The 20352-nt window shown below is 64.1% G+C and carries 14 protein-coding genes; 9 read left to right on the top strand and 5 right to left on the bottom strand.

The window, feature by feature from the left end:
- Window positions 1-169: 169 nt before the first annotated feature.
- On the top strand, window positions 170-1642 hold the full coding sequence (locus tag F3J43_RS11145) for a trypsin-like serine peptidase (RefSeq protein WP_166885777.1): 1473 nt from the start codon (window positions 170-172) through the stop codon (window positions 1640-1642).
- Window positions 1643-1696: 54 nt separating this feature from the next.
- On the opposite strand, the gene F3J43_RS11140 is transcribed toward F3J43_RS11145, so the two are convergent.
- Window positions 1697-3700, bottom strand: a complete 2004-nt coding sequence (locus F3J43_RS11140) for a BCCT family transporter (RefSeq protein ID WP_166885775.1) — start codon at window positions 3698-3700, stop codon at window positions 1697-1699.
- Between the two features lie 480 nt (window positions 3701-4180).
- On the opposite strand from F3J43_RS11140, the gene betI reads away from it, so the two are divergent.
- From betI to trxC, 7 genes are all read left to right on the top strand, one after another.
- Complete coding sequence (gene betI / locus F3J43_RS11135; RefSeq protein WP_166885772.1) at window positions 4181-4837, top strand: transcriptional regulator BetI; 657 nt, start codon at window positions 4181-4183, stop codon at window positions 4835-4837.
- Between the two features lie 38 nt (window positions 4838-4875).
- The gene (betB, locus tag F3J43_RS11130; RefSeq protein ID WP_166885769.1) at window positions 4876-6348 is read left to right on the top strand and encodes a betaine-aldehyde dehydrogenase; all 1473 of its coding nucleotides are present in this window, start codon (window positions 4876-4878) and stop codon (window positions 6346-6348) included.
- A gap of 75 nt (window positions 6349-6423) precedes the next feature.
- On the top strand, window positions 6424-8121 hold the full coding sequence (betA, locus tag F3J43_RS11125) for a choline dehydrogenase (RefSeq protein ID WP_166885766.1): 1698 nt from the start codon (window positions 6424-6426) through the stop codon (window positions 8119-8121).
- Window positions 8122-8374: 253 nt separating this feature from the next.
- Window positions 8375-10117 (top strand): potassium/proton antiporter, encoded by a 1743-nt coding sequence (locus tag F3J43_RS11120; protein WP_166885764.1) that lies wholly within the window; start codon window positions 8375-8377, stop codon window positions 10115-10117.
- Between the two features lie 35 nt (window positions 10118-10152).
- Window positions 10153-13458: a mechanosensitive channel MscK gene (gene mscK, locus F3J43_RS11115; RefSeq protein WP_166885762.1), complete on the top strand. Its 3306-nt coding sequence runs from the start codon at window positions 10153-10155 to the stop codon at window positions 13456-13458.
- A gap of 120 nt (window positions 13459-13578) precedes the next feature.
- Window positions 13579-15039, top strand: a complete 1461-nt coding sequence (gene selO, locus F3J43_RS11110; protein WP_166885759.1) for a protein adenylyltransferase SelO — start codon at window positions 13579-13581, stop codon at window positions 15037-15039.
- A gap of 63 nt (window positions 15040-15102) precedes the next feature.
- Window positions 15103-15537 carry a thioredoxin TrxC gene (trxC, locus tag F3J43_RS11105; RefSeq protein WP_166885757.1) on the top strand — a complete coding sequence of 145 codons (435 nt, stop codon included), beginning with the start codon at window positions 15103-15105 and terminating at the stop codon, window positions 15535-15537.
- Here the strand turns inward: trxC and F3J43_RS11100 are convergent.
- Both F3J43_RS11100 and F3J43_RS11095 read right to left on the bottom strand, forming a co-directional pair.
- Window positions 15534-16307: a ParA family protein gene (locus F3J43_RS11100; RefSeq protein ID WP_166885756.1), complete on the bottom strand. Its 774-nt coding sequence runs from the start codon at window positions 16305-16307 to the stop codon at window positions 15534-15536. The two genes, trxC and F3J43_RS11100, sit on opposite strands and share 4 nt — an antisense overlap.
- A 52-nt stretch (window positions 16308-16359) precedes the next feature.
- Window positions 16360-17265, bottom strand: a complete 906-nt coding sequence (locus F3J43_RS11095; RefSeq protein ID WP_166885754.1) for a LysR family transcriptional regulator — start codon at window positions 17263-17265, stop codon at window positions 16360-16362.
- A gap of 75 nt (window positions 17266-17340) precedes the next feature.
- Here F3J43_RS11095 and F3J43_RS11090 point away from each other — a divergent pair, with 75 nt between their 5' ends.
- Entirely contained in the window at window positions 17341-18630 is a 1290-nt protein-coding gene (locus F3J43_RS11090) for an MFS transporter (RefSeq protein WP_205297788.1), read from the top strand.
- A 90-nt stretch (window positions 18631-18720) separates the two neighbouring features.
- Here F3J43_RS11090 and F3J43_RS11085 read toward each other — a convergent pair whose 3' ends face one another.
- Together F3J43_RS11085 and hemE are read right to left on the bottom strand one after the other, a co-directional pair.
- Window positions 18721-19068 (bottom strand): YgiW/YdeI family stress tolerance OB fold protein, encoded by a 348-nt coding sequence (locus F3J43_RS11085; RefSeq protein ID WP_166885750.1) that lies wholly within the window; start codon window positions 19066-19068, stop codon window positions 18721-18723.
- Between the two features lie 151 nt (window positions 19069-19219).
- Entirely contained in the window at window positions 19220-20284 is a 1065-nt protein-coding gene (gene hemE / locus F3J43_RS11080; protein ID WP_166885748.1) for a uroporphyrinogen decarboxylase, read from the bottom strand.
- Window positions 20285-20352 lie beyond the last annotated feature (68 nt).

Below are 20352 nucleotides of genomic sequence, written 5' to 3'. Positions count from 1 at the left end.
GGCCCTGCACGATCGCCTGCCTGGCATGCCCAACGGTGCTACATAGTTAGTCCTGCCCGAGTCAGGCGATAGCCCCTCCCGACCAGCAGATGCTCCTGCCATACCCCTGTACCGCTTCTGCCCTGCTCATTGCGTGAAGACTGCGACCTCTCAACACAAGGAGGTTCACATGTCACTCATCCCGATCATCGGACTGGCCGGCATCCTCGCCTGGCAGTCCGCCAGCGCCAGCGAAGTACCCGCTCCCCAGGCGCAACCTGTCAGCCTCGAGCAAGGCCGACGCGAACACTGGACCGGCATCGGTCGCCTGACCATCGGGCGCGGCCAGTGCATCGCCTCGCTGATCGACAGCCGTACACCGGGCTCGGCATCGGATGGCCCCGCCTATGTCCTGACCGCGGGCCACTGCGTGGACCTGCGTAATGGCGTGATCAGCCATGACCAGCCACAAACCGGGCAGGTCACTTTCAATTACTTCCACGACCAGCACGAGCAACGTGTCGCCGTTGAGGTCAAGCGTCGAATCTGGAGCAGCATGCAAGGTGTCGACCTGGCATTGCTGGAACTCGACACTCGCCTGGAAACCCTGGTTGCCCTGGGTATCGAACCGCTGCGCCTGGCTGCCAGCCCACCCTCCGGGAGCGAAGTCCGCTATGTGGGTGAGCCGAGCGTGCCGGACCAGGGCCTGCGCACGGCTATCTGCAGGCAGCTCGACGCTTCGTTCGCCGTGGAACACCCGTGGGTCTGGCGCCATGTTCGCAGCAACGACTGTCCTGGCGTAGCGGCCGGCGCTTCTGGCAGCCCAGTGCTCGACCCGCGCACCAACCAGTTGCACGCCGTCATGAACAGCGTCTCGCCGGCTAGCTCCATGACGCGCTGCACACTGAACAACCCTTGCGAGATAAGGGAAAACCAGGTCGTCAAGACTGGCGCGATCAACTACGCCATTCCCGTTGAACGGCTGATGGGCTGCTTCAACGATGGCAAGGTCGAACTGGACAAGGAGGACTGCCATCTGCTGCCAGGTTTCCAACTGCAGGTGCAAGGCCCTCAGCCATTGCTGCGCAAGATCACCAGCGATGCCGACGGCAAGGAACAGTTGCCCTCCTGGAACCTCAGCTTCAGCCTCGACAAGCCGCGCTACCGCTTCAAAACCACCCAGGACCCGCTCGCCTGCGAAAACCCAGTAGGCTATAGCGGCACCATCTTGAAGGACGAGCAACCTCTCGACGTGGCAATTGGCCCGCAGCCGGGTTGGCATTTCCTGTGCTTGCTCGGTGTCGAGTCCGCCGATGACGGCCCATCCCGCGGCCAGATGGGCAACAGCCTGAGCCTGGCCACCCGGTTGTTTCCTGCCGCTCCTGTGCAGACGCCACAGCTGATCGTGGAAACGCAGACCAACGGGGATGTGAAAGTCACCTGGCCAACACTGGCGCCGGACCAGGCCAGGATGCGCGTCAAGCGAGGGCCACTGTCGGGTACCGACTGCAACGATCCCAAGGGCTTTCGCCTGCTGCGCCATCACAGCTTCGTATTCCCCGCAGCGAAGCTGCCCTTGCGTCTGTGCACCTACATCGAAGATATCGCCGGCCAGCGCTCCGCAGTGAGCAACAGTGACCTGCATGCGCCTGATGCGCCATGAAACAAAAAGGCCCTGCTCTCACGAGCAGGGCCTTGGCGTCACGATCCAGGTCGATCAGCTGTACACGCGCCCCAGCAACTGGCGGTGGCTTTCGAACTGATCCAGCACATCGCGCACGATCTGATCACGGGTGAAGCCCATCAGGTCGTACTCCTGGCTGCCATCGTGCAGATACACCTCGGCACGGTAGAAACGCTGGCGCACTTCCGGTTCGCCTTCGACCGGCGCTTCGCTCGGCGCGGCCAGGTAACCGTCCAGGCTCACTTCGTAGACGAAGGGGTTGCCCTCTTCCATCATCACCCGCAGGCCCATCATGTTGCGCGACTGGCCGACCCGGGTCTCGACTTCGAAGCCGAGGGTGCGCAGCTGCTCGGCGGCTTCCTTGAGCGCTGGGCTGACCTGCTTGTCCATGAAGCGCTGGACCACCGACTGAGTCGGTTGCAGCTCCAGCTGGCTGAGGCGCTCGCTGAAACCGCGGCGGCCACGGGCAGCCAGTTCGGCGCGCTCGTTCTCGACCGCGACGTCCTGCTTCATCGACTTGTACAAGCCGAACATGAACAGCACCAGTACCACCGAGAACGGCAGGCCGGCCAGCACCACCATGGTCTGCATGGCCTCGAAGTTACCGGCGAACAGCAGGCCGATGGTCACCAGGGTGATGATCGCCGACCAGAACACCACCATCCAGTGCGGGGCGTCTTCGTCGACATGACCGCCCTTGCACGACAGGTTGGCCATCATCACCGCGCCGGAGTCGGCCGGGGTGAGGAACAGCACGAAGCCGACGAACACTGCCACGCCGATGACGATCTTGGCGGCCGGGAAGAATTCCAATAGCTGGTAGATCGACATTGACGGTTGCTCCAACGCCGTCTTGCCAAGCTCCACGGCACCCTGGTTGATCACCAGGTCCAGCGCGGTGTTGCCGAAGATCGACAGCCAGGCCAGGGTGAAGCCCAGCGGGATCAGCAGCACGCCGCTGACCAGTTGGCGCACGGTACGGCCCTTGGAGATACGGGCGATGAACATGCCGACGAACGGACCCCAGGAGATCCACCAGGCCCAGTAGAACACGGTCCACAGGCCCAGCCAGCGCTCGGACTTGCCAGGCTCGCCTTCATACACGTAGAGATCGAAGGTCTTCAGCACGATGCCGTTGAGGTAGTCGCCGACGTTCTGCACGAAGCCGTTGAACAGGTGCAGGGTATTGCCGGCCAGCAGCACGAAGAGCAGCAGGCCGCTGAACAGGATGATGTTCAGGTTGGACAGCCGGCGAATGCCGTTTTCCACACCCGAGACCGCAGCCACGGTGGCCACGCCGGCCATGACCAGGATCACCACCAGCAGGTTGGTCTTGCTGTGGTCCATGCCGAACAGGTATTCCAGGCCCGAGGCCACCTGCATCGAGCCGATGCCGAGGTTGGTCACCAGGCCCAGCAGGGTAACGAACATGCCGAAGATGTCCACGGCATGGCCGGCGCCGCCCTTGACCCAGCGCTCGCCGACCAGCGGGTACAGCGCCGAGCGCAGCGCCAGCGGCTGGTTGTGGCGGTAGGCGAAGTAGCCCACGGCCAGGCCGACCAGGGCATAGATCGCCCAGCCGTGCAGGCCCCAGTGCAGGAAGGTCAGCTGCAGGCCCTGGCGCGCGGCCTCGAGGCTGGCAGGGGTGCCTTCCGGCGGGTTGAAGTAGTGGTCCAGCGGCTCAGAGGCGCCGAAGTACAGCAGCGAGATGCCGATACCGGAGGAGAACAGCATGCCGGCCCAGGCGCCGTAGCTGAAATCGGGCTGGTCGTCCTTGCCGCCAAGCTTGAGCTTGCCGTAGTCGGAGAAGGCCAGGTAGACGACGAACAGCAGGTAACCACAGATCACCAGCATGTAGTACCAGCCGAAGGTGCGGGTCAGCCATTTCTGGGCGACCCCGAGCACCTGGCCGGCGGTCTCAGGTACAGCGATCAGCAAGGCAGTCAGAACGAGGATCATCATCGCGGCGGTGAAGAACACCACGCGGTTGATCCGTACCCGCTCGGCGGGAGGCTTTGTCAGGGAAGCAGAACTCATTGCTCGAATGCTCCGGGCAGTGCGGCAGTGGAGGCTAAAACAGTTATTTCCCGTGCAATTGGTGCAATAGCCCTACTGCGACAGGTGTTATAAAAGCACCCTGGAAACCGTGATCCCGAATCGGAACGTTGCAAAAAAACCAGACCGGTCGCCTGTGGAATAACCACGCTCTCCGTAGGGAGGTGCGCGCATTCGCCACAGACACCTGGCCCGCTCCAAGGGCCGGCCGCGCAGCCTGTGACCGCTCGGCAGAATCTGTATTTCGCATCGTCCATGCCCGTCAACGCCTTGTATTCCGGGGGTTGCACGATTTCCTGGGGTGTCGATTCGTACCCGCTTGACCGCCTGAAAAACTGTCAATGGCACAAATTGTCGCAGAGCTTATTCTTTATTGATTGAACGTTCAATCAAAACAAAATAGACTGGCCTTCGCCGAGGCAGCCGCTCGTCGTCTGCCCGCAGGCCTGAGGAGATAGCAAGATGCCCAAGGTCGGTATGCAACCCATCCGCCGCCAGCAGTTGATCGAAGCCACGTTACAGGCCGTCGATCAGGTCGGCCTGGGAGATGCCAGCATTGCGCTGATTGCCCGTTTGGCCGGTGTGTCGAACGGCATCATCAGTCACTACTTTCAGGACAAGAACGGCCTGATCGCAGCGACGATGCGCTACATCATGAACATGCTCAACGAGGGCGTGATCGCGCGTCGCCAAGCCCTCACGGACGACAGCCCGCGTGCCCACCTGAAAGTGATCATCGAAGGCAACTTCGATGCGAGCCAGGTGAATGGCCCGGCAATGAAAACCTGGCTGGCCTTCTGGGCCTCCAGCATGCACCAGCCGTCTTTGCACAGGTTGCAGCGGATCAACGATCACCGCCTGTACTCCAACCTGTGCTGCCAGTTCCGCCGCGTCCTGCCGCTCTACCATGCGCGCAAGGCTGCTCGCGGGCTGGCAGCCCTGATCGACGGACTGTGGCTGCGTGGCGCCCTGTCGGGAGATGCATTCGACACCGACCAGGCAATACGCATCGCTTACGAATACATGGATCTACAACTGGCTAAACAGCAGTCCCTGGGCACAACCGACCAGGTCTCTGAACAGCCGCGCGCAGCAGCCAGCCAACCGGCAGGGGCGTGACGCGGCAGCCAACCACACACTGCACTTGCGAGGACACTATGGCCCGTTTCGGAACGCAAAAACTCTACATCGATGGCGCTTACGTCGACGCTGGCAGCGATGCCACCTTCGAAGCCATCAACCCGGCTACCGGCGAAGTCCTCGCCCACGTGCAGCGTGCGACCCAGGCTGACGTCGAGAAGGCCGTCGAAAGCGCCGAGCGTGGCCAGAAGGTCTGGGCCGCGATGACCGCCATGCAGCGTTCGCGCATCCTGCGCCGCGCCGTCGACATCCTGCGCGAGCGCAACGACGAGCTGGCCATGCTGGAAACCCTGGACACCGGCAAGTCGTACTCCGAAACCCGCTACGTCGACATCGTCACCGGCGCCGACGTGCTGGAATACTACGCAGGCCTGGTACCGGCCATCGAAGGCGAGCAGATCCCGCTGCGCGAATCGTCCTTCGTCTACACCCGCCGCGAGCCGCTGGGCGTGACCGTTGGTATCGGCGCCTGGAACTACCCGATCCAGATCGCCCTGTGGAAATCCGCCCCGGCCCTGGCCGCTGGCAACGCGATGATCTTCAAGCCGTCGGAAGTCACCTCGCTGACCACCCTGAAGCTGGCCGAGATCTTCACCGAAGCTGGCCTGCCGAACGGCGTGTTCAACGTCCTGACCGGCAGCGGCCGTGAAGTCGGCACCTGGCTGACCGAGCACCCGCGCATCGAGAAAGTCTCCTTCACCGGCGGCACCACCACCGGCAAGAAAGTCATGGCCAGCGCCTCGAGCTCCTCGCTCAAGGAAGTCACCATGGAACTGGGCGGCAAGTCGCCGCTGATCATCTGCGACGACGCCGACCTGGACAAGGCCGCCGACATCGCCATGATGGCCAACTTCTACAGCTCCGGTCAGGTCTGCACCAACGGCACCCGCGTGTTCATCCCGGCCTCGATGAAAGAAGCCTTCGAAGCCAAGATCGCCGAGCGCGTCGCCCGCATCCGTGTCGGCAACCCGGAAGACGAGAACACCAACTTCGGTCCGCTGGTCAGCTTCCCGCACATGGAAAGCGTGCTGTCCTACATTGCCAAGGGCAAGGAAGAAGGTGCCCGCGTCCTGTGCGGCGGTGAGCGCCTGCTGGACGGCGTCTTCGCCAAGGGCGCGTTCGTCGCGCCGACCGTGTTCACCGACTGCCGCGACGACATGACCATCGTCAAGGAAGAGATCTTCGGCCCAGTGATGAGCATCCTCACCTACGAGACCGAGGAAGAAGTCATCCGTCGTGCCAACGACACCGAATACGGCCTGGCCGCTGGCGTCTGCACCAACGACATCAGCCGCGCCCACCGCATCATCCACAAGCTCGAAGCCGGTATCTGCTGGATCAATGCCTGGGGTGAATCGCCGGCCGAAATGCCGGTCGGTGGCTACAAGCAGTCGGGCGTCGGCCGTGAGAACGGTGTCAGCTCGCTGGCCCAATACACCCGCATCAAGTCGGTCCAGGTCGAGCTGGGCGGCTACAACTCGGTTTTCTAAACCCGGTTCAGCCACGCCCGTGCCTTTGAGCACGGGCGTTTTCGCTCCCTGACAACTGCCAACGAGGGTACTTTCATGTCCCAAGAATTCGATTACATCATCGTCGGTGCCGGCTCGGCCGGTAACACCCTGGCCACCCGCCTGACCGAAGACGCCAGCGTCACCGTCCTGCTGCTGGAAGCCGGCGGCCCCGACTACCGCTTCGACTTCCGCACCCAGATGCCGGCCGCCCTGGCCTTCCCGCTGCAGGGTCGCCGCTACAACTGGGCCTACGAGACCGATCCGGAGCCGTTCATGGACGGCCGCCGCATGGAATGTGGCCGCGGCAAGGGCCTGGGTGGCTCCTCGCTGATCAACGGCATGTGCTACATCCGCGGCAACGCCATGGACTTCGACGGCTGGGCTGAACTGCCAGGCCTCGACGACTGGACCTACCTGGACTGCCTGCCGTACTTCCGCAAGGCCGAAACCCGCGACATCGGCCCGAACGACTACCACGGCGGCGAAGGCCCGGTCAGCGTGGCCACGCCAAAAGCCGGCAACAACCCGCTGTTCCACGCCATGGTCGAAGCCGGCGTGCAGGCAGGCTACCCGCGCACCGAAGACCTCAACGGCTACCAGCAGGAAGGCTTCGGCCCGATGGACCGCTCGGTCACCAAGAAAGGCCGCCGCTCGAGCACCGCTCGCGGCTACCTGGACCAGGCCAAGAAGCGTCCTAACCTGACCATCGTCACCCACGCCCTGAGCGATCGCGTACTGTTCGACGGCAAGCGCGCAGTCGGCGTGACCTACCTGGTCGGCGACAGCGAAGAGCGCGTCGAAGCACGTGCCCGCAAGGAAGTCATCGTCAGCTCCGGCGCCATCGCTTCGCCGCAGTTGCTGCAGCGCTCCGGCGTCGGCCCGCGCGCCCTGCTGGAAAGCCTCGACATCCCGGTGGTCCACGACCTGCCAGGCGTCGGCGAGAACCTGCAGGACCACCTCGAGCTGTACCTGCAATACGCCTGCACCCAGCCGGTGTCGCTGTACCCATCGCTGCTGTGGTGGAACCAGCCGGCCATCGGTGCCGAATGGCTGTTCAACGGTACCGGCATCGGCGCCAGCAACCAGTTCGAGGCCGGTGGTTTCATCCGTACCCGTCCTGAGTTCAAGTGGCCGAACATCCAGTACCACTTCCTGCCGGTAGCGATCAACTACAACGGTTCGAACGGTGTCAAAGAGCACGGTTTCCAGGCGCACATGGGCTCCATGCGCTCGCCGGCCCGTGGTCGCATCCAGGCCAAGTCGAAAGACCCGCGCCAGCACCCAAGCATCCTGTTCAACTACATGTCCACCGAGCAGGACTGGCAGGAATTCCGCGACGGCATCCGCCTGACCCGCGAAATCATGGCCCAGCCGGCGCTGGACCCGTACCGCGGTCGCGAGATCAGCCCGGGCGCCCACGTGCAGACCGACGAAGAGCTGGACAAGTTCATCCGCGAGCACGCCGAAACCGCCTTCCACCCGTCCTGCTCGTGCAAAATGGGCACCGACGACATGGCGGTGGTCGATGGCGAAGGCCGCGTGCACGGCATGCAGGGCCTGCGCGTGGTCGACGCCTCGATCATGCCGCTGATCATCACCGGCAACCTCAACGCCACCACGATCATGATCGCCGAGAAAATCTCGGACAAGATCCGTGGCCGCAAGCCGCTGCCACGCAGCACCGCCAAGTACTACGTGGCGGGCGATGCACCGGTGAAGGGCAAGCCGCTGCGTGAAGTGAAGCAGGCCTGAGCAACACCTGCAGGAGCGGGGCCTACCCCGCGATAGCGTAGGATCCGGCGACGCCGCTGTCCTGACGGGCGCCCTCGCGAAGCAGCCCCGCTCCTGCAGTTACGCAACACCGAAAAGGCACCTTCCCAGGTGCCTTTTCCACATCTGCAGAAACGCTTTACAGCCTGCCAATTCATCAGGTTAGAATCGATTGGCATGCGACCTGCCAGTTCCGTTGCAGGTCCCTTTTCCGCGATGTCCCGGAGTACCGCCTTTGGATGCGAGCACCATCAACAGTCTGTTCCTGATCGGCGCGCTGCTGGTCGGGGCCAGTATCCTGGTCAGCTCGCTGTCGTCGCGTCTCGGCATCCCCATTCTGGTCATCATCCTCGCGGTCGGCATGGTCGCCGGGGTCGATGGTGGCGGCATCATCTTCAACAACTACCCAACCGCCTACCTGGTGGGCAACCTGGCCCTGGCCGTGATCCTGCTCGACGGCGGCCTGCGCACGCGCGTGGCGAGCTTCCGCGTGGCCCTTTGGCCGGCCCTGTCGCTGGCTACCGTGGGCGTACTGATCACCACCGGGCTGACCGGCATGGTCGCCGCCTGGCTGTTCGACCTGAGCCTGATCCAGGGCCTGCTGATCGGCGCCATCGTCGGCTCCACCGACGCCGCCGCAGTATTCTCGCTGCTCGGCGGCAAGGGCCTGAACGAACGGGTCACGGCAACCCTGGAGATCGAGTCGGGCAGCAACGACCCGATGGCGGTATTCCTCACCGTCACCCTGATCGACATGATCGCCAGCGGTCAGACCGGCCTGCACTGGAGCCTGCTGACCCACCTGCTGCGCGAGTTCGGCATCGGCAGCCTGCTCGGCCTGGGTGGCGGCTGGCTGATGCTGCAACTGGTCAACCGCATCAACCTGGCTGGCGGCCTCTATCCGATCCTGGTGATCGCCGGTGGCCTGGTGGTGTTCTCGCTGACCAACGCCCTGCACGGCAGCGGCTTCCTCGCCGTCTACCTGTGCGGCCTGGTACTGGGCAACAGGCCGATCCGCAGCCGCCACGGCATCCTGCACATGCTCGACGGCATGGCCTGGCTGGCGCAGATCGGCATGTTCCTGGTACTGGGCCTGCTGGTCACGCCTCACGACCTGCTGCCCATCGCCCTTCCCGCGCTGGGCCTGGCGCTGTGGATGATCCTGTTCGCCCGGCCCTTGTCGGTCGCCGCCGCGCTGCTGCCGTTCAAGGCTTTCCATGGCCGCGAAAAAGGCTTTATCAGCTGGGTCGGCCTGCGCGGCGCGGTACCGATCATTCTCGCCGTGTTCCCGCTGATGGCCGGCCTGCCGGATGCCCAGCTGTTCTTCAACCTGGCGTTCTTCATCGTACTGGTATCGCTGCTGGTGCAAGGCACCAGCCTGCCGTGGATGGCCAAGCTGCTGAAGGTCACCGTACCACCGGACCCAGCACCGATTTCCCGCTCCGCGCTGGAGGTGCACATCACCAGCGAGTGGGAGCTGTTCGTCTACCGCCTAGGCGCCGAAAAATGGTGCATCGGCGCCGCCCTGCGCGAGCTGAAGATGCCCGAAGGCACGCGGATCGCCGCGCTGTTCCGTAGCGAGCAGTTGCTGCACCCGTCAGGCAGCACCGTGCTGGAAGTCGGCGACATGCTTTGCGTGATCGGCCACGAGCACAACCTGCCGGCCCTGGGCAAATTGTTCAGCCAGGCCCCGCAGCGCGGACTGGACCTGCGTTTCTTCGGCGATTTCGTCCTCGAGGGCGATGCCGAACTGGGTGCGGTGGCCGCCCTGTATGGCCTGAAGCTCGACGGCCTGGACGCGAACATGCCGCTGGCGCAGTTCATCCGACAGAAGGTCGGAGGCGCGCCAGTGGTAGGTGACCAGATCGAATGGCATGGCACTATCTGGACTGTCGCGGTCATGGACGGGAACAAGATCCAGAAAGTCGGCGTCAGATTCCCCGAAGGTACTCGACCCGGCCCCGGGTTGTTCCTCTAAACTGCGTGTTGCCTCGTCGCTCAAGAATGCTGCCTATGTCCCTGCGTGTGTATTGCCGCACAGCCCTGCTCGGGCTGTGCATGACCCTCTCGTTCGCCGCCGCCGCCGTGGAAGTGCCCAGCACCCCGGGTATCCAGGGCAGCCTGAACAAGATCACCGAGCGCAAGCCGGCCGAGCCCGAGCAGAAGGCCGGCCAACAGGTGCAGGAGCAGACCCTGGCCCTGCTCGCCGCCCGCGACGACAGCGAGAAGAAGCTCGCCACGCTCAAGCAGCAGTTGGCCAGCGCGCCCCAGGAGATCCGTGACAACCAGCGTGAACTGATCAAGCTCAAGGCCACCAGCAGCGTGCCGGTGGCCCAGCGCTTCGCCAACCTCGGCGTGCCGCAGCTCGAGCAGATGCTCGGCGAGCGCAGCACCCAGCAGGGCGAGCTGCAGAAGGCGCTGTCCGAGGCCAACAGCCTGATCATCAACTCGCAGACCCGCCCCGAGCGCGCCCAGGCCGAGATCAGCAACAACCAGACCCGCGCCCAGCAGATCAACAACAGCCTCAAGACCAGCAAGGACAACGGCAAGCCGCTCAACGCCGACCAGCGCAACCAGCTCAATGCCGAACTCGCCTCGCTCAACGCTCTGACCTTGCTGCGCCGCCAGGAGCTGGCCGGCAACAGCCTGCTGCAGGACCTGGGCAACGCCCGCCACGATCTGCTGATCGAGCGCGCCGCGCGCCTGGAGCAGGAGATCCAGGACCTGCAGACACTGATCAACGAAAAGCGCCTGGCACAGTCGCAGCAGACCGTCACCCAGCAATCGATCGAGGCGCAGAAGGCTGGCGGCAGCAACCTGCTGGCCACCGAGAGCGCCGACAACCTGCAGCTCTCCGACTACCTGCTGCGCAGCACCGACCGCCTCAACGTGGTCACCCAACAGAACCTGCGCACCAAGCAGCAGCTCGACAGTCTCACCCAGGCCGACCAGGCCCTCGACGAACAGATCAGCGTACTCAAGGGCAGCCTGCTGCTGTCGAAGATCCTCTACAAGCAGAAGCAGGCGCTGCCGCACCTGAAGGTCGACCGTGACCTGGCCGACCAGATCGCCGACATCCGCCTGTACCAGTTCGAGGTCAACCAGGAACGCGAGCAGATGAGCAGCCCGTCCAGCTATGTGGACAAGCTGCTGGCCAACCAGCCCCAGGAAGACGTCACCCCGCAGCTGCGCAAGGCCCTGCTGGAAGTGGCGATCTCCCGTGCCGACCTGCTCGAACGGCTCAACCGCGAGCTGTCGACGCTGCTCAACGAAAGCATCACCCTGCAGCTCAACCAGAAGCAGTTGCTCGGCACTGCCCAGAACCTGCGCACCACCCTGGAAGAGCAGATGTTCTGGATCCCCAGCAACAAGCCGCTGGACTGGCAATGGCTGCGCGAGGTCCCCGAGCGCCTCACCCTCCAGGTCGCCAGCCTGCCCTGGGGCGCAGGCATCAAGGAGCTGGGCGATGGCCTGGTGCAGCAACCGCTGCTGTTCCTGCCGCTGCTCCTGGTGATCGGCGCCCTGCTGTGGCGGCGCAAGGCGCTGTACCGGCGCCTGCGCAAGGTCCACCAGGACATCGGCCACTTCAAGCGCGACAGCCAGTGGCACACGCCCCAGGCCATCCTGATCAACATCCTGCTGGCGCTGCCGGTGGCCCTGGCGCTCACCCTCGGCAGCTACGCCCTGCAACTCGACGCCCGCGGACAGAACGCCAACCTCGGCGCGGCCTTGTGGCAGATCGCCCAGGCCTGGCTGGTGTTCTACACCGCCTATCGCATCCTCGCCCCTGGCGGCGTGGCCGAGATCCACTTCCGCTGGCACAAGCCCCAGGTCGAGTTCCTGCGCGGCTGGATCCGACGCCTCGGCACCGTGGTGCTGGCCCTGGTCGGCGTGGTGGCGATGGCCGAGCATCAACCCTCGGCGCTGGCCGACGACGTGCTGGGCATCGGCGTGGTGCTCACCTGCTACGCGCTGATGGCCCTGCTGCTCAGTCGCCTGCTGCTGAGCAGCCCGGCGCACCGCAACACCTCGCTGTTCCGCAAGGCCGTGGGAGTGGCGTTCACCGCCCTGCCCATCGCCCTGTTCGTGGCCGTGTGCTTCGGCTACTACTACACCGCCCTCAAGCTCACCGACCGCCTGATCTATACCCTCTACCTGCTGCTGTTCTGGCTGGTGATCGAGGCTGCCTTCGTCCGCGGCCTGTCGGTGGCGGCCCGGCGCCTGGCCTACCAGCGCGCCCTGAGCAAACGCCAGGCCGCCAAAGAGGGGTTGGACGGCGAGGTCGTGGTCGAGGAGCCGACCCTGGACATCGAGCAGGTCAACCAGCAGTCCCTGCGCCTGATCCGCCTGGCCCTGCTCGGCGGCTTCATCGGTGGCCTGTACTGGGTCTGGGCCGACCTGATCACGGTGTTCTCCTACCTCAACAATGTCACCCTCTACGAGTACGCCAGCGGCACTGGCGCCGCCGCCAGCATGGTGCCGATCAGCCTCGGCGACCTGCTCGGCGCGCTGGTGATCGCCGGCATCACCGTGGCCCTGGCCAGCAACCTGCCCGGCCTGCTCGAAGTGCTGGTGCTGTCGCGCCTGAACCTGGCGCAAGGCAGCGCGTACGCCATCACCACGCTGCTGTCGTACGTGATCGCCGGGGTCGGCATCGTCAGCACCCTGGCCACCCTCGGGGTCAGCTGGGACAAGCTGCAATGGCTGGTCGCGGCCCTGTCGCTGGGCCTGGGCTTCGGCATGCAGGAGATCTTCGCCAACTTCATCTCCGGCATCATGATCCTGTTCGAACGCCCGGTACGGATCGGCGACACCATCACCATCGGCAACCTGTCCGGCACGGTCAGCCGTATCCGCATCCGCGCCACCACCATCACCGACTTCGATCGCAAGGACATCATCGTCCCCAACAAGACCTTCATCACCGGCCAGTTGATCAACTGGTCGCTGACCGACACGGTCACCCGGGTGACACTGAAGCTGGGTATCGACTATGGCTCCGACCTGGACCTGGTGCGCGAGCTGCTGCTCAAGGGTGCCCACGACAACCCGCGGGTCCTCAAGGACCCGGAGCCGCTCGTGTACTTCCTCAACTTCGGTGAAAGCTCGCTGGACCACGAGCTGCGCATGCACGTGCGCGACCTGGGCGACCGCAACCCGACCCTCGACGAGATGAACCGCTACATCAACCGCGAGTTCAAGGCGCACAACATCAAGATCTCGGTGCGCCAGGTGGAGGTGTTCCTGATGGACCCGAAGAACGGCAAGCAGCAGCAGATCCCGATGGACCTCAAGCCCGACAGCACGCCGCCCAGTTGAGTGGACGCCCGAGACCGCGTCCACGACAATGTCCTACCGCATCGCGGGGCGAGCCCGCTCCCATGCCACACGCACGGGAGCGGGCTCGCCCCGCGATCATTCCTACCGCGGAGCCGGCCTGTGAAAAGCCTCGACCAGCTGACTTTCGACAACCGCTTCGCCCGCCTAGGCGACGCCTTCTCCACTCAGGTCCTGCCCGATCCGATCGCCGACCCACGCCTGGTCGTCGCCAGCGATTCGGCAATGACCCTGCTCGACCTCGACCCGGCCCAGGCCGAACTACCGTTGTTCGCCGAGCTGTTCAGCGGCCACAAGCTATGGGAAGAGGCCGATCCACGGGCAATGGTCTACTCCGGCCACCAGTTCGGCTCCTACAACCCGCGCCTGGGCGATGGGCGTGGCCTGCTGCTCGGTGAAGTGCGCAACGACGCCGGCCAGCACTGGGACCTGCACCTCAAGGGCGCCGGCCAGACCCCTTACTCGCGCATGGGCGACGGCCGCGCCGTGCTGCGCTCGTCGATCCGCGAATTCCTCGCCTCCGAGGCCCTGCATGCCCTGGGCATCCCCAGCAGCCGGGCACTGTGCGTGATTGGCTCGAGCACCCCGGTATGGCGCGAAACCCGCGAAAGCGCCGCCATGCTGCTGCGCCTGGCGCAGAGCCATGTGCGCTTCGGTCATTTCGAGTACTTCTATTACACCAAGCAGCCGGAACAGCAGCGCGTCCTGATCGACCATGTGCTGGAGCAGCACTACCCTGAATGCCGCGATGCCGAGCAGCCCTACCTGGCGATGTTCCGCACCATCGTCGAGCGCAACGCCGAACTGATCGCCCGCTGGCAGGCCTATGGCTTCTGCCACGGGGTGATGAACACCGACAACATGTCGATCCTGGGCATCACCTTCGACTTCGGCCCCTACGCCTTCCTCGACGACTTCGACGCCAACTTCATCTGCAACCATTCCGACGACCGTGGCCGCTACAGCTACGCCAACCAAGTGCCCATCGCCCACTGGAACCTCAGCGCGCTGGCCCAGGCACTGACCACGGTGATCGAGGTCGAGCAGCTGAAGGAAGCGCTGGGGCTGTTCCTGCCGCTGTACCAGGCCCACTACCTGGACCTGATGCGCCGCCGCCTGGGCCTGACCCGCGCCGAGGACAACGACATGGCGCTGGTCGAGCGGCTGCTGCAACGCATGCAGAGCGGCGGGGTGGACTACACCCTGTTCTTCCGCCGGCTCGGCGAACGACCAGTCGGCGAAGCCTTGCAGGTAGTGCGCAACGATTTCGTCGATCTGGCCGGCTTCGATGCCTGGGGCGCCGAGTACCTGGCGCGCTGCGAGCGTGAGACGGGCAATGCCGAGGGCCGCCGTGAGCGGATGCATGCGGTGAACCCGCTGTACGTGCTGCGCAACTACCTGGCGCAGAAGGCCATCGAAGCTGCCGAAGCAGGGGACTACAGTGAGGTGCGGCGGCTGCATCAAGTGCTGAGCCGGCCATTCGAAGAGCAGGCTGGCATGCAGGCCTATGCCGAACGCCCACCGGAATGGGGCAAGCACCTGGAGATCAGTTGCTCGTCATGAAACCCGGGGCCTGGTGTCGCGAAAGGGCGGCGCAGCAGCCCCCAAGAATCCCAAGGAGATGATATGTCCAATCCTGTGGTAATCCCCTGCCCCCACTGCAACGGCCTCAACCGCCTGCCCGCCGAGCGCCTGGGCGATGCCCCCAAATGCGGCCGCTGCAAGCAGGACGTGGTGTTGAGCACACCGTTCGAACTCACCGAAGCCAACTACGCCGCCCAGATCAAAGGCGACCTGCCGCTGCTGCTGGATGTCTGGGCCGACTGGTGCGGCCCATGCAAGTCCTTTGCCCCCACCTTCGAACAGGCTGCACAGCAGTTGGCGGGCCGCTGCCGCCTGGCCAAGCTCGACAGTGAGGCCAACCGCAACCTGGCCGGCCAACTGGGAATCCGCTCGATCCCCAGCCTGATCCTGTTCAGGAACGGCCGCGAAGTGGCGCGCCAGGCCGGCGCGTTCCCTCTCCAGTCGCTGCTGGAGTGGCTACGCGGCCAGGGGATCTAGGCGCTGCGCTCGAGCAGGTCGTGCAACTCGACGAACTGCTGGGTCAGCTTGTGCCGTGGTTCCAGGTGAATCAGCGGCAGGCTGGCATGGTGGGACTCACGCATCTTCACCGAGCTGCCGAGGTACACCGGCAGCACCGGCAGGCCTTCGGCCAGCAACTCGTCGAGCATCTGCTGCGGCAGGCTGGCCCGTGACTGGAACTGATTGACCACGATGCCTTCGACTTGCAGGTCTTCGTTGTGGTCGTCCTTGAGTTCGTCGATCTCAGCCAGCAGGCCGTACAGCGCCTGGCGCGAGAAGCTGTCGCAATCGAAGGGGATCAGCACGCGGTCGGCGGCGATCAATGCGGAGACTGCATAGAAGTTCAACGCCGGCGGGGTGTCGATGTAGATCCGGTCGTAGTCTTCGTCGAGCTCGTCGAGCAGTTTGCGCAGCTTGTTGATCTTGTGCTTGGCCTCGAGCTTGGGCTGCAGGTCGGCCAGCTCCGCTGTGGCGGTCACCACATGCAGGTTATCGAACGGGGTTTCGTAGATATCGACCTTGTTCTTCTTGGCGAAGGGGCCGCTGGACAGCGACTGCTTGAAGAAGTCGGCGATACCCATCGGGATGTCGTCGCCGGTCAGGCCGGTCAGATACTGGGTCGAGTTGGCCTGGGCATCCAGGTCGATCAGCAGGGTCCGATAGCCCTCGTTGGCGCTGACCGCCGCCAGGTTGCAAGCGATGCTCGACTTGCCCACGCCACCTTTCTGATTGAACACCACGCGCCGCATGTCAGACCTCCGTGTATCAACGAATGCCCGAGTATGTGGCCAGCGTGGCGGTTTAGCCAGCACCTTCGGGCTGCTCCAGCCCGGCCAGCAGGGCAACGAAGGCATTGGCCATCGCCGAGCCTGCCGCCGCACGGCGCACCAGCCAGACGGCGGTCATCGCCTCTTCGTCCAGCAGCGTGCGGTAGACCACCCCCTCGATACGCATGCGCTGGAACGACGCCGGCAGCACCGACACCCCCAGCCCCGCCGAGACCAGGCCGATGATGGTCATCGCCTCCCCTGCCTCCTGGGCGAAATGCGGGCTGAAGCCGGCGCTGCGTGCCAGGCTCAGCAACTGGGCATGCAAGCCACTGCCATAGCTGCGAGGGAAGAACACGAAAGGTTCATGGGCCAGGGCCTGCATGTACAGCCCCTGCTCGCTGCCAACAGCCAACGGATGGGAGGCATTGAGCACCACCACCAGCGGCTCGCGAAACAGCTCGGTGCAAACGATGCCCTCCGGCAGCGGTAGCGGACGCATCAGGCCAACCTCGATGGACTCGTCGAACACCGCCTCCACCACTTCGCGACTGCTCATTTCCTTCAGGTTCAGGTGGACCGAGGGGAAACGCTGGCGGAAGGCATGAATGGCCTGGGGAATCTGCGAAGTGAAGGGTGCCGAGGAGGTGAAGCCGATCTTCATCTCGCCCAACTCACCCAATTGCGCGCGACGCGCCACATCGGCGGCCTTTTCTACCTGCGCCAGCACCTGCCGGGCCTCCTCGAGGAACAGTCGACCGGCCTCGCTGAGCTCGACCCGACGATTGGTGCGCTCGAACAAGCGCGCCCCGAGCTCCTGCTCCAGGGCCTGGATCTGCTGGCTCAACGGAGGTTGCGAGATACCCAGTTGCTGGGCTGCACGCCCGAAGTGCAGCTCCTCGGCCACGGCAATGAAGTAACGCAGGTGGCGCAATTCCATGGACGACTCCAAACAGGTCGTGAAACGTCTCAAACAGGTCGAACAATATATTGGATATGAACATTAGCCAGCTATATGCTTTTTCCATCGCAGCACCTGGCCCCGCGCCCGAGGTACCCTTCCGTGAGATCCGCCGTCGCCCCCCTGCCCGTCGACCCCGAGCCCGTGCTCAACGATATCTGGATAGAAAAAGGCACCCCCGCCTTCATGAAGACCGTGCTGGCCCTGTTCAGCGGCGGCTTTGCGACCTTCGCACTGCTCTACTGCGTGCAACCGATGATGCCCCTGCTGTCGCAGGAGTTTTCCATCAATGCGGCACAGAGCAGCCTGGTGTTGTCGGTGTCCACCGCCATGCTGGCGTTCGGACTGCTGATCACCGGCCCGATCTCCGACCGCATCGGGCGCAAGCCTGTCATGGTCTTCGCCCTGCTCTGTGCGGCCCTGGCCACCCTGGCCAGCGCAGTGATGCCGAGCTGGCAGTGGGTACTGGCCAGCCGTGCACTGGTAGGCCTGTCACTGAGTGGCCTGGCAGCAGTGGCCATGACCTATCTGAGCGAAGAAATCCATCCACAGCACATCGGCCTGGCCATGGGCCTGTACATTGGCGGCAATGCCATCGGTGGGATGAGCGGGCGGTTGATCACCGGTGTGCTGATCGACTTCGTCAGCTGGCATACGGCGATGCTGGTGATCGGCGGCCTGGCCCTGCTGGCTGCACTGGTGTTCTGGAAAGTGCTGCCCGAGTCGCGCAACTTCCGCCCGCAATCGCTGAAACCACGCAGCTTGCTGGACGGCTTCGTCATGCATTTCAAGGATGCCGGCCTGCCCTGGCTGTTCCTTGAAGCGTTCCTGCTGATGGGTGCCTTCGTCACCCTGTTCAACTACATCGGCTACCGCCTGCTGGCCGGCCCCTATCATATGAACCAGGCCTTGGTCGGCCTGCTGTCGGTGGTGTACCTGTCGGGGATCTACAGCTCGGCACAAGTTGGCGCGCTGGCAGACAAGCTGGGCCGGCGCAAGGTGTTCTGGGCCAGTATCGTGGTCATGGCCGGTGGCCTGCTGATGACCTTGGCCAACCCGCTGGCGATGATCATCCTCGGCATGCTGGTGTTCACCTTCGGCTTCTTCGGCGCGCACTCGGTGGCCAGCAGCTGGATCGGCCGCCGGGCGCTCAAGGCCAAGGGGCAGGCCTCGTCGCTGTACCTGTTCAGCTATTACGCGGGGTCGAGCGTCGCCGGGACGGCAGGCGGGGTGTTCTGGCACCAGTGGGGCTGGAACGGTATCGGGCTGTTCATTGGCAGTTTGCTGGCGGTGGCCTTGCTGGTGGCGTTGCACCTGAGCAAGTTAGCGCCTAAATCAGGCTGAGCCCGGGACCACTCCTACAAGGAATCACGTCTCCCTACAGGAGCGGCCTCGTATCGCGAAAGGGCTGCAAAGCAGCCCTGAAGCCCAGGATCAGTTGATGATCTCGACGATATCCACGTCCACCTCACGGCTCATCAGGTGCTTCTCCACCTCGCCGGTCAGCTTGACCTTGGTCTTGTCGTCGAACGGTGTCGGCGGCAAGTCTTCGTCGTCGATCTCGACGGTGATGGTGCCGGTGGCGTCCTTGAATTCGTACTTGTCGTCGTTGTTGATCTTCTTGGTCACATAGCCCTGCAGCACCACCGGTGTGTCATCGGCAGCCTCCTTGGCAGCAGCGACCGTGGTCACGGCCTGGGCGCCGGGGCCGGTATAGCCAGCCGCCAGGGCTGCGGTGCTGAACAGTGGAGCGAGAATCAAGGCAAGGTAGCGAGATTTCATGGGGATCGTGTCCTGTTTGCGTTTAGATGCCCCCAGATTAACGACGATCGCTGAATTCAACCTTAACCTGAAAAACACGCGGGGCAAGCCCGCTCCCACAAGTCAGGCACAGGCCTTGTGGGAGCGGGCTTGCCCCGCATGAGAATGGCGCTTACTGGTGGTATTGCGCCGACAACTCGTGCACGGCGTTGATGAACACACCCGCATGCTCCGGATCGACTTCCGGGGTGATGCCATGCCCCAGGTTGAACACATGGCCAGTCCCCTTGCCGTAACTGGCCAGGATCCGCGCCACTTCCTTGCGGATGGCTTCGGGCTTGGCGTACAGCACGGTCGGGTCCATGTTGCCCTGCAGGGCAACCTTGTCACCCACGCGACGACGGGCATCGCCGATTTCGCAGGTCCAGTCCAGGCCCAGTGCGTCGGCACCGGCCTCGGCGATGCTCTCCAGCCACAGGCCGCCGTTCTTGGTGAACAGGATCACCGGCACCTTGCGCCCTTCGTGCTCGCGGATCAGGCCGCTGACGATCTTGCGCATGTAGGACAGGGAGAATTCCTGGTAGGCCGCCGCCGACAGGTTGCCGCCCCAGGTATCGAAGATCTGTACCGCCTGCGCACCGGCGAGAATCTGGCCGTTGAGGTAGCTGGTGACCGACTGGGCCAGCTTGTCCAGCAGCAGGTGCAGGGCCTCTGGGTTGTCGTAGGCCATGGCCTTGATCTTGCGAAAGTCCTTGGACGATCCGCCTTCGACCATGTAGGTGGCCAGGGTCCATGGGCTGCCGGAGAATCCGATCAGCGGCACGCGACCGTTGAGCTCGCGACGGATGGTGCTGACCGCGTCCATCACGTAGCCGAGATCCTTCTGTGGATCGGGGATCGGCAGCGCCTCGATGTCGGCCAGGGTGCTGATGACCTTCTTGAAACGCGGACCCTCGCCGGTCTCGAAGTACAGGCCCTGGCCCATGGCGTCGGGGATGGTGAGGATGTCCGAGAAGAGGATCGCCGCGTCCAGCGGATAGCGGTCCAGCGGCTGCAGGGTGACCTCGCAGGCGAACTGCGGGTTCATGCACAGGCTCATGAAGTCGCCGGCCTTGGCGCGGCTGGCGCGGTACTCCGGCAGGTAGCGGCCGGCCTGGCGCATCATCCACACCGGGGTGACGTCTACGGGTTGCTTGAGCAGTGCACGCAGGAAACGATCGTTCTTCAGGGCAGTCATGTCGGCATCCGGAAAAAAAGTGCGGGCATTTTCTCAGACACCGACACAAAAGGCACGGCCATGGCCAT

The sequence above is a fragment of the Pantoea sp. Cy-639 genome (genome assembly GCF_011752525.1).
Lineage (GTDB): Bacteria > Pseudomonadota > Gammaproteobacteria > Pseudomonadales > Pseudomonadaceae > Aquipseudomonas.
This window is presented reverse-complemented; position numbering and strand designations above follow the sequence as displayed.

Bases quoted from the DNA above. Each gene is read 5' to 3' on its own strand.
- F3J43_RS11090 (WP_205297788.1), top strand. From the start codon at position 17,341: ATGCTTTTTCCATCGCAGCACCTGGCCCCGCGCCCGAGGTACCCTTCC.
- F3J43_RS11085 (WP_166885750.1), bottom strand. From the start codon at position 19,068: ATGAAATCTCGCTACCTTGCCTTGATTCTCGCTCCACTGTTCAGCACC.
- F3J43_RS11145 (WP_166885777.1), top strand. From the start codon at position 170: ATGTCACTCATCCCGATCATCGGACTGGCCGGCATCCTCGCCTGGCAG.
- hemE (WP_166885748.1), bottom strand. From the start codon at position 20,284: ATGACTGCCCTGAAGAACGATCGTTTCCTGCGTGCACTGCTCAAGCAA.
- betB (WP_166885769.1), top strand. From the start codon at position 4,876: ATGGCCCGTTTCGGAACGCAAAAACTCTACATCGATGGCGCTTACGTC.
- betI (WP_166885772.1), top strand. From the start codon at position 4,181: ATGCCCAAGGTCGGTATGCAACCCATCCGCCGCCAGCAGTTGATCGAA.
- betA (WP_166885766.1), top strand. From the start codon at position 6,424: ATGTCCCAAGAATTCGATTACATCATCGTCGGTGCCGGCTCGGCCGGT.
- trxC (WP_166885757.1), top strand. From the start codon at position 15,103: ATGTCCAATCCTGTGGTAATCCCCTGCCCCCACTGCAACGGCCTCAAC.
- mscK (WP_166885762.1), top strand. From the start codon at position 10,153: ATGTCCCTGCGTGTGTATTGCCGCACAGCCCTGCTCGGGCTGTGCATG.
- F3J43_RS11095 (WP_166885754.1), bottom strand. From the start codon at position 17,265: ATGGAATTGCGCCACCTGCGTTACTTCATTGCCGTGGCCGAGGAGCTG.
- F3J43_RS11140 (WP_166885775.1), bottom strand. From the start codon at position 3,700: ATGAGTTCTGCTTCCCTGACAAAGCCTCCCGCCGAGCGGGTACGGATC.
- F3J43_RS11100 (WP_166885756.1), bottom strand. From the start codon at position 16,307: ATGCGGCGCGTGGTGTTCAATCAGAAAGGTGGCGTGGGCAAGTCGAGC.